Origin of the sequence: Lonepinella koalarum, from assembly GCF_004565475.1 — a bacterium.
GTDB classification, from domain to species: Bacteria; Pseudomonadota; Gammaproteobacteria; order Enterobacterales; family Pasteurellaceae; genus Lonepinella; species Lonepinella koalarum.
The window spans coordinates 320,411-336,381 of the sequence record NZ_SRHX01000001.1; the positions used below are offsets into that span (position 1 = coordinate 320,411).

A 15,971-nucleotide genomic window follows, 5' to 3' on the forward strand; every position below is an offset into this window, starting at 1 on the left:
TGCGGTGTGAAATGGATAAGATTTTTTAGGGATTGTGAGCATCAGAAACGCATTTTGGTATTCATACATTATGAACACCATTAAAGATAGCAATACTTGCAAAGTATTGCATTGTATAAACTAAATATAAGAGGCCAATATTATGAATAGTAAAAAAACTCTGCTTGCTTTAGCTGTAACAGGTGCTATTTTTTCATCTCAGGCGTTTGCCGTTGATTTCCATGGTTATGCCCGTTCTGGTATCGGTTGGACATCAGGCAGTGGCGAACAAACTGCATTCGGTGTGAATGGGGGGGGGCTAAATATCGTTTAGGTAACGAAGCGGAAACCTATGCGGAATTTAAATTAGGTCAAGAACTGTTTAAGGACGGCGAAAAATCTATTTATTTAGACTCAAACTTAGCCTATTCCGTCAGTCAACAAGGTGACTGGGAAGAAACTAGCCCAGCATTACGTGAAATTAACGTACAATTCAAAAACTTTGCCGACAGCTTACCAGGTGCCACATTATGGGCTGGTAAACGGTTCTATCAACGTCATGATGTTCACATGAATGACTTCTATTACTGGGATATTTCAGGTCCTGGTGCGGGGGTTGAAAATATTGATTTAGGTTTTGGTAAATTATCTTTGGCGGTGACTCGTAATACCGATGCTGGTGGTGCTTATAGTTGGAGTTATAACACAGAAACCAGAAGATGGGAATCTAATAAAGATAAAGACGTGAGTAACGATGTATTTGATGCCCGTTTAGCGGATATTAAGGTGAGTGAGAATGGTCGTTTAGAATTTGGTGTAGATTATGGTCGTGCTAGAACTAAAAATGGTACTTGGCTAGAAGAAAATGCTTCAAAAGACGGCTTTATGGCAACTATTGAACATACGCAAGGTAACTTCTTCGGTGGTTTCAATAAATTCGTGGTACAATATGCCACAGACTCCATGACATCTTGGAATACTGGACATTCACAGGGTTCTTCTGTTAATAACAACGGTAAAATGATTCGCGTTATCGATCACGGTGTGGTGCAATTAAGTGATAAAATTGAAACCATGTATGCCTTAATCTATGAAAAAACTGATTTAGATAACAATCAAGGTAAAACATGGTATTCGGCGGGTATTCGCCCAATGTATAAATGGACGAAAACCATGAGTACCTTAGTTGAATTAGGTTATGACCGCATTAAAGATCAAGCCTCAGGTAAGAAAAATGATTTAACCAAAGTGACCCTTGCACAACAATGGCAAGCCGGTGATAGCATTTGGGCAAGACCAGCTATTCGCGTGTTTGGTACTTATGCACACTGGAATGATAAATTTAATCAAAGTAACCGTACTGATGCTGGCTATAAAGCCAAAGACGGTGAATTTGTCATGGGTGTACAATTTGAAGCTTGGTGGTAATCCTGAGCTAAAACTTGGCTATCCGTTTATTGATGATCCTAAACGGATAGCTATTTCCTTTTTTATTCATATTGTAGAGAGGTTAATATGAAAAAATCTTTATTTCTCACCGCACTTTTCGCTTGTTTTGCCTTGCCTGTTTCTGCTCAAACGGTGCATATTAATCCGCAAACCATGGAAAATTTGCCATGGCAAGATGTTACTTTTTCTAAAACCCTAACCACTGAATTATCCGAACAACAAAAGCAAGCCTTTACTACGTCTTTCGCTGGTACAGAAAGCCCTGTAGCCGCTTATCGGATTCCTGCCAATCAAGGTCCATTAAGTATTGAAATTACCAGCCCAGTTGCCGATAACAATGTTTTTATTCCAAGTGCGGTGATTTTAGATAGCAATTTTAATCTTGCGGCACAATATGATTCTTCGCACTTCCAATTTAAAGAAGAACGAGGTATGCAACCTAATCGCTTTACCGCAGAATTAGATTTAACCCCAACGGCAAATCAGGATTATATTTATTTGTTAATCTATACCACCGCACAGGATTTAAGCAAAACCACCACGGTGCCACATCCTGCTAAAGCCTATGCTAAAGCTACAGGCACCCAACCGCCAGCGATTGATGATATTGTGGTTAAACATAGCCGCCATGGTGAAGTGGCAGTGAATGTAAGCAATGGCTCAGGTACAAGATTTATTGGATTATCCGATATTTTGCCAACCACTAAAAAAACGACCAGTACAGTTGTTGGGACAACAGCAACCACGGCAACAACGACAGCAACTGTCGCCAAAGCGAGCCAAGGGAATAAACAGGCGGTTACGACAGCAGTTGATAAAGATACCGAAGCGTATTTCAATCAAGCGGTAAGCAAAGCATTAAAAGCCAATGATATTAATAAAGCGATGAATTTGGTCAATGAAGCCGAAAAATTAGGCTTAACCAGTCCAAGACAAACGTTTTTAAAACAGGTTTCAGCGAAATAATCATATATCCCCCCCGCACTCATATCCCCCGCACTCACGTACGGGGTTAAGCAAATCACGCCCCGCAGGGGCTTGGCTAAATTAAGATGCGGAGCATCGTCACATCCGTAGCCTTGTACGCCAGTGCAGGGCGATTAGTCCCCCGCACTCACATACGGAATTTGGGCATAAACACAACATATTGTGTTTTCTAACTATAAAAACCCATATATATGCTAATAAAAAAATTAAAAATTTTTTCCTTTATAAATCAAAACACTATTAAAAAGATGTTAAATTTGCCATTTGTCAAGTCTTGTTATCTGATTTTTTTTGTCTAAAATAACCCCCACATTTTCATTTTTTCACAGGTAGGTGAACCCATTATGTCCAGAAATCTTTTTGAAAAACGCTTGAATATTAAGCCTTATGAATATCCCGAATTGCTTGAGTTCAAAGATGCTATTCGTCATTCTTATTGGTTGCATACCGAATTTAATTTCACCGGTGATATTCAAGATTACCGTGCCACTATTAACGATCACGAACGCCAAGTGTTGACGCGCGCGATGTTAGCCATTTCGCAAGTAGAAGTGAATGTAAAACGTTTCTGGGGTGAGTTATATCGTTATTTCCCGAAACCAGAAATGGATGATGTGGGTGGCACCTTTGCAGAATCAGAAGTACGCCATAAAGATGCCTATTCTTTCTTGCTAGAAAAATTGGGTTTAAACGATATGTTTGCGCAAATTCAGGACATTGAGCCATTAATGAAGCGTATTCGTTATATGGAAAGTTTTATGAAAGAAAAAGATGCTGGCAAAGGCGAGTTTGTATTGTCTTTAGTTTTATTTTCTTTATTCGTGGAACATATTTCCTTGTTCAGTCAATTCTTAATTATGATGTCATTCAATAAGCATAGAAATCTATTCAAAGGGATTTCTAATGCGGTAGAAGCCACTTCAAAAGAGGAAGAAATTCACGGTAAATTTGGCATTGCGTTGTATGAAATTTTACGTGATGAACATTCAGACTTATTTACTGAAGAATTTTTTACCGATCTCAAAACTTTATCCGACCAAGCTTTTGAAGCAGAGTGCGGTATTTTAGACTGGATTTTTGAAGGTGGTGATTTAAGTTTTATCCGTAAAGAAACGGCGTTAAATTATATTAAAAGTCGTTACAATAATTCATTAACTACCTTAGGATTGACCGCCCCACATAATATTGATCCTGAATTATTAAAAGAAACCCAGTGGTTCGATATTGAAATCCTTTCTACTAAAGAAAATGATTTCTTCTATAAACGTAGCACTGATTACAGTAAAAAAATGAAACAGATTACCGCCGATGACTTATTCTAATCCAAACCGTCCAGACTTCGCTTGGTTAAACGAAGATAGCCGTTTGTTCTTGCAACGTGGTTACTTGCTCGAAGGAACATCCGCATTAGATCGTATTCGCTTTATCGCTGAACATGCCGAACACAAACTTGGTATCGAAGGCTATGCGGATAAATTTTATCACTATATGGCACGTGGTTATTTTTCTCTTTCTTCACCAATTTGGTCAAACTTTGGTTTAGATCGTGGTTTGCCAATTTCCTGTTTTGGTAGTTATATTGGTGACTCCATTCACGAAATTATGGTCACTACCGCCGAAGTGGGTATGATGAGTAAAATCGGTGGTGGAACGTCAGCCTATTTTGGTGATATTCGTCCACGTGGAACTAGCATTAAAAATAATGGTAAATCAGATGGTTCATTTAACTTTACCAAACTGTTTGACACCGTGATTGACGTGATTTCACAAGGCACCTCTCGTAAAGGACAATTTGCTGGTTATATTGATATTGAACATGGTGATATTGATGAATGGTTGGATATTCATACTGAGGGTAATCCGATTCAGTTAATGTATTATGGTGTTTGTATCGGTCACGAATGGTTAGAAAGCATGAAAGCAGGTGATCCGTATAAACGTCAACTTTGGGCGAAATTATTACAACGTAAAACCGAAACGGGTATTCCGTATTTGTTCTTTAAAGATAATGCGAACGTTGGGCGTCCAGATGTGTATAAAGATAAAAACATGGTGGTACATGCCTCAAATCTTTGTACCGAAATTATGCTACCTGCTTGTGCAGACGAAAGTTTTGTGTGCTGTTTATCATCAATGAACTTGCTTTATTTTGATGAATGGAAAGATACCGATGCCCCTGAAGTATTAACCTATTTCTTAGATGTGGTCATGAGCGAATTTATTGAAAAAAGCCAACATGTGCCGTTTCTAGAACGTGCTAACAAATTTGCTCGCCGTCACCGGGCATTGGGCTTAGGCGTGTTAGGTTGGCACAGTTATTTACAAGCCAGCAATATTGCTTTTGATAGCTTTGACGCGATGCAAAAAAATAATGAAGTGTTCCGCCTCTTAAAAGAGAAAACCTTAAACGCATCAAAAGAATTAGCACGGCGTTTTGGTGAGCCGGAATTATTACAAGGCTATGGTCGCCGTAATACCACATTGATGAGTATTGCGCCAACCAAATCCAGTAGCTTTATTTTAGGCAGTGTTTCACCCTCTGTTGAGCCGTTTAAATCCAATTATTATGTCAAAGATTTAGCCAAAATCAAAACCGTTTATAAAAATCCATTCTTGGAAAAATTATTACAAGAGAAAGGCTTAGACAAAGACGAAATTTGGGATAGCATTTTATTGCATGATGGCTCGGTGCAACATTTATCACAGTTGACTGACGAAGAAAAAGAAGTATTTAAAACATTCTCTGAAATCAGTCAGTTAAGTGTGATTCAGCAAGCGGCACAACGTCAAAAATATATTGACCAAGGGCAAAGTATTAACATCATGGTTCATCCAGCTACACCAGCAAAAGACCTGAACCAGTTATACTTAACCGCCGAAGAATTAGGCCTAAAATCTATTTATTATCAATACAGCATGAGTGCTGCACAAGTGTTTAATCGTAACCTATTAAGTTGTTCAAGTTGCGAAGGCTAATAGCTAAATAGAAACCTGAAGTGCGGTGAAAAAATCAAACTTTTTTCACCGCACTTTTTTGTAGCTTGAACTTTTGGTCTCAGAATGTAATCATAATAGGGTTACACAAAGAAAAGGGAGATTATGACCATACCATTTATTCAACAACGACTGGATCAATTATTAGCGGATATTGAGCAGCAAACCGATCCTTTTGTTTTGCTCCAGTTATTTTGTCAATATTTACGTGATGGCGGACAATTTCAAGTAAATGAACGCATTAAACTATTTACTGAGTTATTACAACAACATCCAACTTTAGCCAAACGCATTGCCACCTTATTATGCCGTTGGCTCTGTCAAATACGTTTATATCCTTTGCTGGTCAGTAGTGGCATTTTAAGCCGTGACGGTTTTGGCAAAGAAATGAAGCAACGTTTATATGAAAAACTCAATCCTGCCTTTAAAGACAGCAAAGATTTGCGTGATGTGTTTTTTATGTTATTTCATGATCGTAAAGATATGGCGTGGCTTAAGGCAATTTCAGCCAAAACATGGATAAGCCTATTTGCGACATTGGAACAATATACTGAGCAACAAGATCAGAATTGGTTGTATCAACATCTTTATCACGAAGGCTATTCAGCCATTGAAATGTTAGCGATTTGGTTGGCGGCGGAAGATTTGGAGCCCGAATTAATGCGATTAGATCCAACGTTATTAGATGCTCATTCGCCTTTTGTCGCGTTACAAAAAGAAGTGGCATTGTGGTTAACCGCCCAACAACAGGGTGAAGATTATGATGATAGCCATTTACAAGTCATGATATTGCAATGCCGAGAACAAATTGATCGTTTTCACAAACGTGGTGCCGTGGCAGGTTCTTCATTAGCGGTCGCCCATTTATTAGAACGTTTAAACCAAACTCTTGAGCGTTTGGTGATGCTTAAAAGATTATTTAGTGAGAGAAAATTATCCCTACTCAGCGTACTACAAGCCACGGAAATTTTTGCCAGTGCAGCCACTGATCAGCATAATATCGGCGTCCTTTGGAAACAGAGTGCCGGTATGTTATCTCGTACTATTGCACAAAATACCAGTGATCATGGTGAACATTACGTTACTCGTACGAAAAAAGAATATTTTGCGATGTTCTATTCTGCGGCGGGCGGAGGGATTTTAATTGCTTTAATGGCGTTATTTAAAATTCATCTTGGTGATATTATTGATGATAAAACGTGGAAAAGCCTAGCATACGGGCTAAACTATGGTTTAGGCTTTATGCTGATTTTTATGTTGCATTTTACCGTGGCTACTAAACAGCCCGCCATGACGGCAGCCCGTTTTGCCGAAGCGGTAGAGCGTAATCCACAAGGACGAGCGGTGAACATGAAATTAGCTCAACTGTTGATTGACGTATTACGTTCACAAACCATTGCGGTGCTAGGCAATGTGGCTTTTGCTATGGGATTGAGTGGGTTAATTGCGTATATTTATGCAGAAAAAACAGGATTGCCATTGTTGGATTCTGCTGCGATTGACTATCAACTCCATTCCATTGATCCAACCCAAGGGACATTATGGTTTGCTGCCATTGCTGGTGTATGGTTATTCTGTTCAGGGATTATTTCGGGTTATTTTGATAATCGTAGTAACTATCTCAATCTCAGAATGCGATTACCGCATCATCCACTACTGAAATATATCATGCCAGAAAAATGCCGCATTAAATTCGCTCATTATTTACATGATAATTATGGTTCCTTAATGGGAAACTTCTGTTTCGGTATGTTGCTTGGTTTAACAGGATTGGTGGGTTATTGGCTTGGCTTACCATTAGATATTCGCCATGTGGCATTTTCATCGGCTAATGTGGGTTATGTGGCAGTGAGTGGTCATTTCGATTGGCAAATGCTAATACAAAGTATATGCTTTGTTTTGCTCATTGGTGTGGTGAATTTAGTGGTGAGTTTTACGTTGGCATTAAGAGTGGCATTAAGGGCGTTAAATGCAGAAATTGACAGTTGGTGTGAAATTTGTCGCTGCTTGTGTGAAATTATCCGTAAGCGACCGTTAAGCCTATTTTTGCCAGTGCAACTAGACAGATAAAGGAAAAGTGCGGTGAAAAACACCGCACTATTTATATGTTGCTATCATTTATATGCCACTATCCAATTTTTGCTCGCAAAAAGCCAAAGATTAATCCAATAATTAAGCCAGAAATATGTGCTGCATTCCCCATTTCAACGCCAATTAATGGGCTGATAAAACCAAACGCAATCCCAACCATTAACATGGTGAAAAAGCCTTCGGGTAAATCAAATTGCGTATTGGGACTAAATTTATCCACACAAAAGACAAACCCCATGACTGCATAAACCACGCCAGATAGTCCGAAAAACCAAGGACCGGTTGACCAATTTTGCACAACACCAGAGCCGATACCTGATACTAAATAGAGCAAAATCAACGTGAACGAGCCAAATCTTTTTTCAATCGCAGCACCAAACAGCCACCACCACGCTAGATTGAAACCAATATGGGTGATGGATAAATGGATTAAGGTATGGCTTAAATAACGCCAATAATCTTGTTGCTCAAATTGATCTGCTGGAAAGTGCATGGTATTCAATAAAACCTCAGTTTCCAGATCAATAGTATTACCAATAATATACAAAATTACGCAAAGTGCGGTGATAAATAAAGTAAATTTTGCCGGATGACTTCTAAAACTTGACAGCATTTGTTATATTCCTTTTATTTTTTAGCATAACTTAATATATGGGGATAAAAATGGAAAACAAAAGCTTGCCAGACGGGTTTAGTGGTTTTAGTTGGTTATTAGCTGGATTTTGCTTGCCTATATTGTTTTGGCCATTATCCTTGCTGCTTTCCCCCGCTATTTTTGATAATCCAGAGCTAGATTATTTCAACCGCACTTTTATTTCATTTTCTATGTGGCTTTATCCTTTTGTATTAGCCATTATGGCACGGATTTTATTTAAGCTAAACCAACGTCATCCCAATTTGGCGAAAAAAGCATTAATTGCAAGTGCGGTGATTTTTTGGTGTGTTGTTGGCTATGTAGTGATTGTGGGGTTTAACTAAACCCCTGTTCAATCGGCAATCCAGCTTTTTCCCATGCCTCAAAGCCACCAATAATACTATAAACCTGTTCATAGCCTTGCTCGATTAAATAGGTGGCGACACTGCGACTACTCACGCCGTGATAACAAACTAAAATCACGGGTTCATCATAATCATATTCATTTTGGAAATCGCCATAGCTTTGATTCGTTAAATGAAATGCCTCGGGAATATGGCTGTGGCTATAACGTTGCCAATCACGCACATCTAATAAGGCACAAGTTTGTGTTTGCAACATTTCCCATGCTTGTTGAGGGCTAATATCAATTATTTGTGTCATCTGCGTTTTCCTTTAAAATCAATAATTTTTCCGTTTCTATATCTTGATGTAATAATTCTACGTTCGGTAAAGTTTTAGTAACTTTGGCAGATAAATCCTTAAAGCGTTCTACTTTACCCACTAAACCTTGTTGCCCGACTAAAGCCGTCACGGTGTCGTTATAGCGAGAGCTTGCGGTGGCTAATGTTCCACCTAATCTTGCCAAACGTTCTGCTAACAAGCAAATTTGATTATAAATATCCCCTGCTTTTTCACTGATTTCTTTGGCTTCTGCGTTGCCCCGTTCCACTCGCCATAAATTCGCCACGGTGCGTAAAATTGGCATTAAGGTGGTATGTGACACCAAAATCACATTTTTTTGATAAGCAAAATTAAATAACTCTACATCTGCTTTCATGGCTTCAATATAAGCAGGTTCAACCGCAAAAAACATCAACACAAAATTCGGACTACGCATACCGATTAAATTGCTGTAATCTTTTTGTGATAAATCATTGATATGGTTGCGAATCGCCTTAATATGTTCACGCATAAATTGACTGCGTTGTAGTTCATCTTCTGCATTCACCGCATTTTCATAGGCGACTAAGGACATTTTGCTATCAATGATTAAATGTTTGTTATCTGGCAAATGCACCACAAAATCAGGGTAATTATGGTTGCCTTGTTCATCTTTAAAATGGGCTTGAGCAGAGTAATGATCGCCATTTACTAAGCCAGCTAATTGTAACGTCCGTTCTAACTGAATTTCCCCCCAGTTGCCTAAGGTTTTCTTTTCTCCTTTTAAAGCAGAGGTAAGATTATTGGCTTGTTGTGACATGGAAAGCCCAATTTCAAGCACTTTCTTTAGTTCTGATTCTAACAGGGTATTGCCTTTCACACTTTCCGAATGGACTTCATTAACCCGTTTTTGAAAGCTCTCAATTTGCTCACGGAACGGTTTTAATAAGCTATCTAACGCCTGTTGATTGGATTGACTAAAAGATTGTGATTTTTCTTCCAAAATACGGTTTGCCAAATTTTGAAATTCGACACTTAATTGCTGTCTACTTTGGGTAAAGGTTTGTTGTTGTTCTTGTAAACTTTTTTCTTTTTCGGCTAAAGTAATTTTGGATCGAGCTAATTCTTGTTGAAGCGCGGTTAGAATTTCACGAGTTTTGTCTAATTCAGCAGTGCGTTTAGTGATAATGCGCTCTCGTTCAGCAATTTCCACATTTAAATATTCTTCTTTGGTTTGCAACTGCATAACAGCTAAATCTTGCTGACTTTTCACCGCACTTAGGTTGTCAAATTTATCCACTAATTGATTATAATCATTAATATTTTTATTTAAATCCTGCTGTAATTCCACTACATCACGATTTCGCCGTGAGAGTACAAATAATAAGATTAAACATAAAACCAACAGACCCGCTCCGACCCCAAGTACGGTTAAAAAATAGGGATGTTGTAATAATTCTTGCATGGCATAATCCTTCTTAAAACAGTGGCTAGTATAAACGAAAATACCATTGATTAGATAATTTTTTATTGTGTCAATTTCCTAAAATAGTGTTGCACCATAATGTCGTGGTGTGTTAACAAAAGGAATGTCATGATGAAAAAAACAACCTTATCTCAACAATATTTCTGTGATTATTTTCGTGAATGGGTCGTCACCTACAAAGAGGGTGCCATTCGTTCAGTAACCATGAAAAAATATCACGCCACTTTATGGTGGATTAAAACCCTCGCCCCTCAATTACGTTTAAGTGAGTTAACCCGAATCAATTATCAAAAATTGCTCAATGATTATGCTAAACAGCATGAACGTCAAACTACCATGGATTTTCATCATCAATTAAAAGGCGCAATTTTAGATGCGGTTGATGAGGGGCTATTATTGATTGATCCCACACGTAAAGCCATTATTAAAGGCAAGGCACCAGCGGTCAAAAAGAATAAGTATTTAAATCAATTTGAATTACAAGCCCTATTGAACCATTTAAATTTATCCACCTCCTTAACTTGGGACTGGTTTATTTTATTGGTGGCGAAAACCGGTATGCGATTTTCCGAAGCGCTGGCGATTACACCGGAAGATTTTGATTTTTCGCACCAAACCTTACATGTCAACAAAACATGGAATTATAAAGAACAGGGCGGATTTTCACCGACGAAAAACCGTTCTTCGGTACGAAAAATCCAAATTGACTGGCAAACGGTAATTCAATTTTCACAATTAATCAAAGCCTTGCCGGAGGGGAAACCGATTTTTAGCCACCTTATTTTAGGGAATGGACGTGTGTATAATTCCACCCTGAATGGCATCTTAAGTCGCGCTTGCAAAAAAGCCAATATTGCCGAGATTAGTATTCATGGCTTACGCCACACCCATGCTTCCTTATTGCTTTTTGCTGGGGTTTCCATTGCCAGCGTAGCAAGACGGCTCGGGCATTCGAGCATGACCACCACACAACATACCTATTTACACATTATTCAAGAACTTGAAAATCAAGACACAGATATTGTGATGCGACATTTAGCTGGGCTATGTTAAACATAAAGCCTTGTAGCAATACAAGGCTTTTATTGATCATCTTGCTAATAATAATCGCTCAATTTCAGCTTTAATTTTATCGCGTAAATAACCTTTTAATTTTAACGCTGTTGGCTTTTCATTAACACGTTCTGACAAGAACGCATCACGTACCAGATCATTGTCTGCACTCTTGGTTAATTTCTCCAACAAACCATAATCCTGCCAGTCGTCTTTACCTAATACATGCTGATTTAACAATTTAATGAACATTTCTCGATCGATGCCTAAGGTATCGACAAATGCCGAAATACCCTGATTTTCTTTGCTATTGCGATATTGATCCAATACCGTGGAGAAATCATCAATATGTCCCAAATCACCCCTTTGAATATCCAACAAAATCATTTCCGCAATGCGGCGATCATTTTCTCGTAAACTATTAAATAATTGGTGAATATCTTGTTTGAGTTCATCTAATTTAGCCTGATCGATCTGTGCTTCGGGTTGTTGTACCATATCCGATAATTTATTTAACAGGCTGGCGAGATAGGTCACATCAATGCGGAATTTTTCCCCTGAAGATAATAACGGCTCAATATCTAATGGTCCCTTTTGGATGCGTTCGGTCGGATCTTTATTGGCTTGTGCTAAATCATCATAACGTGCTTGTAATTGTGCATATTGTTGCTCCGTAAATTCAATTTTCGGTAGATCAACAGCATATTGTTGTGTTTCCCAACTAAAGCCTTGCTGACGCACTTTAATCATGGTTTTTTCCAGTTCGTTCATTAAACGCACAAATTGATTTTTGTTATTATCTTCGGGCAATGTCCCAAAATCAGGCTGATTCTCTGCGTTTTTGGGAAAGAGTTTCACCATTTGTGTAAAATAATCATTCAGTTGCACAATATTTTCCGCTTGATTATTCACATACATCAACCCTTTGGCATTTTTATTGCTATACAAACTAAACGCCTGATCAATATTTTGCTTCATTAATTCAGGGCGACGATAATACTCAATAATCCCAAATGGCTTACGTGAATCGGTAATGCGATTGGTACGTGAAAAAGCCTGAATTAAATTCGCTCCCTCTAACATTTTATCCAAATAGAGCGTATTTAAATAAGGGGCATCATAGCCAGTTAATAATTGCCATACCACGATCACCAAATCAAGCCGTTGTTCGGGGTGATTTTCCACATCTTGATATTCATCACGGCGTGATAAACGATTCATTAAATCGTCTTTATAAGCCGTTACAGAATTTAATCCAAACTCGGTCTGATATTGTTGATTATAATGAAAAATCGCTTTCTCAAGGGCTAGTTTATTATCTAGACTATCATCTTCATGCTGATCACTGTCATCATAAATCATGGCAATTTTTAAGCCCAACGGATTGTCTTTTAACAACTCAAAATAAGCCACCGCCGATTGAATATCACGCACCGCTAACATGCCAGAAAATAAACGCTCAAACGAATTGGCATCCCATTTGCGTAACAGGCTTTTGACCACATTTTGACGATGTTCATCACTGGTGTAATTGCTTTCGGGAACGGCTTTCACCACATCCACATCCGATTTATCGTGTATCCATTTAAAATATAATTTCCCTTTGCTCGGATCTTTTTGTAACGCCACCTGTTGACGAATGGAATCACGATCAAAAGTAAATGTCGGACGCACATCAAACGCCAACACATTATTATCCGCAATCCCATCTGCTACTGAATAAATATGTAACGGATTGCCAAATAACTGAGCGGTTTCGCCCATCGCATCAGCGTCTGCACTGTCATCACTCAATAATGGCGTGCCAGTAAAACCAAACCAAATGGCGGTTTTAAATTGTTGTCGAATTTGAATTAACATTTCGCCATTAGTCGAACGATGGGCTTCATCAATGATAAACACAATGCGGGTATTGTCGAGTTTATCTTGTTTGCCCATTTTAGACACATTACTCATCTTTTGAATACTGGTCACAATTAATTTATCCTGTCGGCTTGCTAGGGCTTTGAGTAACGCATAGGAATTTTGTGTATCGGTAATTTCATCTTCATGATCGGCAAAAGAATCATATTCCTTATGGGTTTGATTGACTAACTCATTGCGATCCGCCAAGAAGATCACCTTATCAACTTGTGGCAACTGACTGACTAATTGTGCTGCTTTAAACGATGTCATGGTTTTGCCAGAACCCGTGGTGTGCCAAATATAGCCACCATTATTAATATCGGCAGTTTCAAAATTGGCTTTGCGGAGTTTGTCTAAAATTGCTTCGACAGCAAAGATTTGATAGGATCGTAACACTTTTAACGCATTTTTCTTATCATCTAAAATCGTATAAAGTGACACCAATTTATGCCCCATCGGCACAGACAGCACATCTTCCACAAAACGCCCCGCATCATTAATATGCTGATTCTGGAAATTTGCCCAAGGAAAGCAAAATAACGGGTTGAAATGGGTATAATGACCAGGATTGGCAAAATAACGGCTTTCATCTGGATTTAAAATAGCAAAAATTTGTACCAACGAATAAAACCCAGTAAAGTCCCCCGCCTCGGCATATTCTCGCAGTTGGTTATAAGCAGATTTTAAACTGACTCCCGTTCTTTTTAACTCAATATGAATAACAGGTACCCCTGAAATCAGCAATGTTACATCAAAACGGTGATCTTCACGTCCTACTTTGCTGGCAGAACGATAGGTCTGATTGACAATTTCATAGGAATTTTTACCTGTTCCCACATCATGTCGCCAAAAAAATTCCAGAAATTGCTTGGTGTTTTCATATCCTTTAACATCCCGAACCAATTCCAATAGCCCTGTATTTAACAATTTTCCTGCTTCAATCGGTGTTTTGACCTTGAAAATTTGCTGTTTAAGTTGTTCAAACTCTGTATCGGATAAAGGAATATGATTTAGACGATCTACATTGCGTTCAAATAAAATCTCGCGCCAATGGGCTAATAATTCATCTTCTGTTTTATAACTTAAATCCGCCCGATATGTCCATCCATGTTTGCTTAAACGGGTAATAATTTCTTGTTCAAATTTCGCTTCAGGTTGTTGATAAGACATAGATAATTCCTTTTTTAAGAGAGATGAAACAGGATTTTGGTATTCTAACACAGAATAGACAGAGAAATAATAAACACCCTGATGATTAGCGATGGTGTCATCGAGCTGCTTGAAGAAGTTGCCGATTTGGGTTTGTTCGGCTTTCTGTTTGGGATAAAAAATCTCAATTTTAGCCAAGTCTGTTGAGCTAATCGCTGGATAGCTTGTTCCTGTACAACGCTCTAAAACTTTGTTTACAAAGTGATCAGTTTGAATCTGAGTTAATAGGTAATAACTATCCACATTATTAGATCTAATTTGGATATAACCAGTTGAAAAAACATAATTATTACTCTCTAAATCAAATAAATAATTATTTTTCTGGTACGGTCTGACAGCTTGATAAAATAAATCTCCTTTCTTGGCTAATCTTCTTGCTCTTGACGGAGCAGTTCTTTTATTCTCTTTTCTATGGGAAATAAGCATAGTGTCGAGAACAGACTCTAAATCAACGTACTCAAAATATTCTGGAACTTCTGAATAAGGATTAATTTCCCCTACTTCCCCCAACTTCCGCCGTTCCCAAGCGTTAGTTTTTTATTGTAATATCAAATCATTAAGTTATACAAACGCTTGGGAACGGCGCAAGTTGGGGGATATTGCAGAACGTATAACTAGAAAGAATGGTGATTTATCTGTAACCTTGCCTTTAACAATTTCTGCACAAGAGGGACTAATCGCTCAAACAGAATTTTTTGATAAGCAAGTGGCAAGTAAAAATATTAGCAACTATTATGTTATCGAAAATGGTGAGTTTGCATACAATAAAAGTTATTCAAATGGCTATCCATTTGGAGCTATAAAACGTTTAGATAACTACAATAATGGTGTATTATCAGTACTTTATATCATATTCAAGCCTAAAGATATTTACTCTCAATTTTTAGTATCTTATTTTGATTCAAATTATTGGCATAGTGAAGTGGCAAGTATTGCAGTTGAGGGAGCTAGGAATCATGGATTATTGAATATATCTTCTAATGATTTCTTTGATATTAAATTGAATATACCCAAATCTCTAGAAGAACAAACCCAAATCGGCAACTTCTTCAAGCAGCTCGATGACACCATCGCTAATCATCAACGAGAACTGGAAAAGTATCAAAAAATAAAATTAGCGTATTTGGAGAAGATGTTTGTTTAGGGAAAATTGAGATATTTTAGGGTGTGAGATCACACCCTAAACATCCTCTAGGTTTACACTGTTGCCTGTTTATATTGTGTCGTCAACTGAATATTTAACGCATTTAAAATACGTAAAATAGTTTCAAAGCGTGGTTTAGTTGTACCATTTAACGCTTTATATAGGCTTTCTCGTGCGATACCAGTTTCATTGGCTAATTGGGTCATACCTCTGGCTCGAGCTACATCAGATAACGCTTCTAAAAATTCAGCCTGATCACCACTGGCAAGACTTTCGGCTAAATAAGCATTGATGGTTTCTTCATCAGTCAAACATTCAGCTGGATCGTAATCAGTGATACCATATTTTTCGATTTTTTCTTGTGAAATGACCATTTC

At 38.1% G+C, this 15,971-nt stretch carries 12 protein-coding genes and 1 pseudogene; 8 read left to right on the forward strand and 5 right to left on the reverse strand.

Going from position 1 to position 15,971, the window contains the following annotated elements; all coding sequences use genetic code 11:
- Nucleotides 1-142: 142 nt before the first annotated feature.
- From E0709_RS01565 to E0709_RS01585, 5 genes and pseudogenes are all read left to right on the forward strand, one after another.
- Nucleotides 143-1,407, forward strand: a pseudogene (locus E0709_RS01565) (maltoporin).
- 87 nt (nucleotides 1,408-1,494) lie between these two features.
- Entirely contained in the window at nucleotides 1,495-2,394 is a 900-nt protein-coding gene (malM, locus tag E0709_RS01570) for a maltose operon protein MalM (RefSeq protein ID WP_132299861.1), read from the forward strand.
- Nucleotides 2,395-2,759: 365 nt separating this feature from the next.
- The gene (locus tag E0709_RS01575) at nucleotides 2,760-3,737 is read left to right on the forward strand and encodes a ribonucleotide-diphosphate reductase subunit beta (protein WP_132299863.1); all 978 of its coding nucleotides are present in this window, start codon (nucleotides 2,760-2,762) and stop codon (nucleotides 3,735-3,737) included.
- Entirely contained in the window at nucleotides 3,724-5,391 is a 1,668-nt protein-coding gene (locus E0709_RS01580; protein ID WP_132299865.1) for a ribonucleoside-diphosphate reductase subunit alpha, read from the forward strand. Before E0709_RS01575 ends, E0709_RS01580 begins: the two co-directional genes overlap by 14 nt.
- A 123-nt stretch (nucleotides 5,392-5,514) precedes the next feature.
- Nucleotides 5,515-7,479 carry a site-specific recombinase gene (locus tag E0709_RS01585; protein WP_132299868.1) on the forward strand — a complete coding sequence of 655 codons (1,965 nt, stop codon included), beginning with the start codon at nucleotides 5,515-5,517 and terminating at the stop codon, nucleotides 7,477-7,479.
- Between the two features lie 58 nt (nucleotides 7,480-7,537).
- Here E0709_RS01585 and E0709_RS01590 read toward each other — a convergent pair whose 3' ends face one another.
- Nucleotides 7,538-8,110: a rhomboid family intramembrane serine protease gene (locus E0709_RS01590; protein ID WP_391540699.1), complete on the reverse strand. Its 573-nt coding sequence runs from the start codon at nucleotides 8,108-8,110 to the stop codon at nucleotides 7,538-7,540.
- 53 nt (nucleotides 8,111-8,163) lie between these two features.
- On the opposite strand from E0709_RS01590, the gene E0709_RS01595 reads away from it, so the two are divergent.
- Nucleotides 8,164-8,478 (forward strand): DUF5389 family protein, encoded by a 315-nt coding sequence (locus E0709_RS01595; protein WP_132299872.1) that lies wholly within the window; start codon nucleotides 8,164-8,166, stop codon nucleotides 8,476-8,478.
- Here E0709_RS01595 and glpE read toward each other — a convergent pair.
- Together glpE and E0709_RS01605 are read right to left on the reverse strand one after the other, a co-directional pair.
- A complete protein-coding gene (gene glpE / locus E0709_RS01600) occupies nucleotides 8,471-8,797 on the reverse strand; it encodes a thiosulfate sulfurtransferase GlpE (protein ID WP_132299874.1) in 327 nt (108 codons plus the stop codon). The two genes, E0709_RS01595 and glpE, sit on opposite strands and share 8 nt — an antisense overlap.
- On the reverse strand, nucleotides 8,781-10,262 hold the full coding sequence (locus E0709_RS01605; RefSeq protein WP_132299876.1) for a DNA recombination protein RmuC: 1,482 nt from the start codon (nucleotides 10,260-10,262) through the stop codon (nucleotides 8,781-8,783). The genes glpE and E0709_RS01605 overlap by 17 nt, the downstream gene beginning before the upstream one ends.
- A gap of 129 nt (nucleotides 10,263-10,391) precedes the next feature.
- Between E0709_RS01605 and E0709_RS01610 the strand changes: the two genes are divergently transcribed.
- The gene (locus tag E0709_RS01610) at nucleotides 10,392-11,336 is read left to right on the forward strand and encodes a site-specific integrase (RefSeq protein ID WP_245188794.1); all 945 of its coding nucleotides are present in this window, start codon (nucleotides 10,392-10,394) and stop codon (nucleotides 11,334-11,336) included.
- A gap of 36 nt (nucleotides 11,337-11,372) precedes the next feature.
- Here E0709_RS01610 and E0709_RS01615 read toward each other — a convergent pair whose 3' ends face one another.
- Entirely contained in the window at nucleotides 11,373-14,876 is a 3,504-nt protein-coding gene (locus tag E0709_RS01615; RefSeq protein ID WP_341539169.1) for an HsdR family type I site-specific deoxyribonuclease, read from the reverse strand.
- 121 nt (nucleotides 14,877-14,997) lie between these two features.
- Between E0709_RS01615 and E0709_RS01620 the strand changes: the two genes are divergently transcribed.
- A complete protein-coding gene (locus tag E0709_RS01620) occupies nucleotides 14,998-15,594 on the forward strand; it encodes a restriction endonuclease subunit S (protein WP_279387412.1) in 597 nt (198 codons plus the stop codon).
- 53 nt (nucleotides 15,595-15,647) lie between these two features.
- Here E0709_RS01620 and E0709_RS01625 read toward each other — a convergent pair whose 3' ends face one another.
- Entirely contained in the window at nucleotides 15,648-15,968 is a 321-nt protein-coding gene (locus E0709_RS01625; RefSeq protein WP_132299882.1) for an addiction module antidote protein, read from the reverse strand.
- Between the last annotated feature and the right edge of the window lie 3 nt (nucleotides 15,969-15,971).

What these genes read in the sequence shown, in the direction of transcription:
- E0709_RS01610 (WP_245188794.1), top strand. Translation starts at nt 10,392, where the DNA reads ATGATGAAAAAAACAACCTTATCTCAACAATATTTCTGTGATTATTTT.
- E0709_RS01580 (WP_132299865.1), top strand. Translation starts at nt 3,724, where the DNA reads ATGACTTATTCTAATCCAAACCGTCCAGACTTCGCTTGGTTAAACGAA.
- E0709_RS01615 (WP_341539169.1), bottom strand. Translation starts at nt 14,876, where the DNA reads ATGCTTATTTCCCATAGAAAAGAGAATAAAAGAACTGCTCCGTCAAGA.
- glpE (WP_132299874.1), bottom strand. Translation starts at nt 8,797, where the DNA reads ATGACACAAATAATTGATATTAGCCCTCAACAAGCATGGGAAATGTTG.
- E0709_RS01625 (WP_132299882.1), bottom strand. Translation starts at nt 15,968, where the DNA reads ATGGTCATTTCACAAGAAAAAATCGAAAAATATGGTATCACTGATTAC.
- E0709_RS01585 (WP_132299868.1), top strand. Translation starts at nt 5,515, where the DNA reads ATGACCATACCATTTATTCAACAACGACTGGATCAATTATTAGCGGAT.
- E0709_RS01575 (WP_132299863.1), top strand. Translation starts at nt 2,760, where the DNA reads ATGTCCAGAAATCTTTTTGAAAAACGCTTGAATATTAAGCCTTATGAA.
- E0709_RS01595 (WP_132299872.1), top strand. Translation starts at nt 8,164, where the DNA reads ATGGAAAACAAAAGCTTGCCAGACGGGTTTAGTGGTTTTAGTTGGTTA.
- malM (WP_132299861.1), top strand. Translation starts at nt 1,495, where the DNA reads ATGAAAAAATCTTTATTTCTCACCGCACTTTTCGCTTGTTTTGCCTTG.
- E0709_RS01605 (WP_132299876.1), bottom strand. Translation starts at nt 10,262, where the DNA reads ATGCAAGAATTATTACAACATCCCTATTTTTTAACCGTACTTGGGGTC.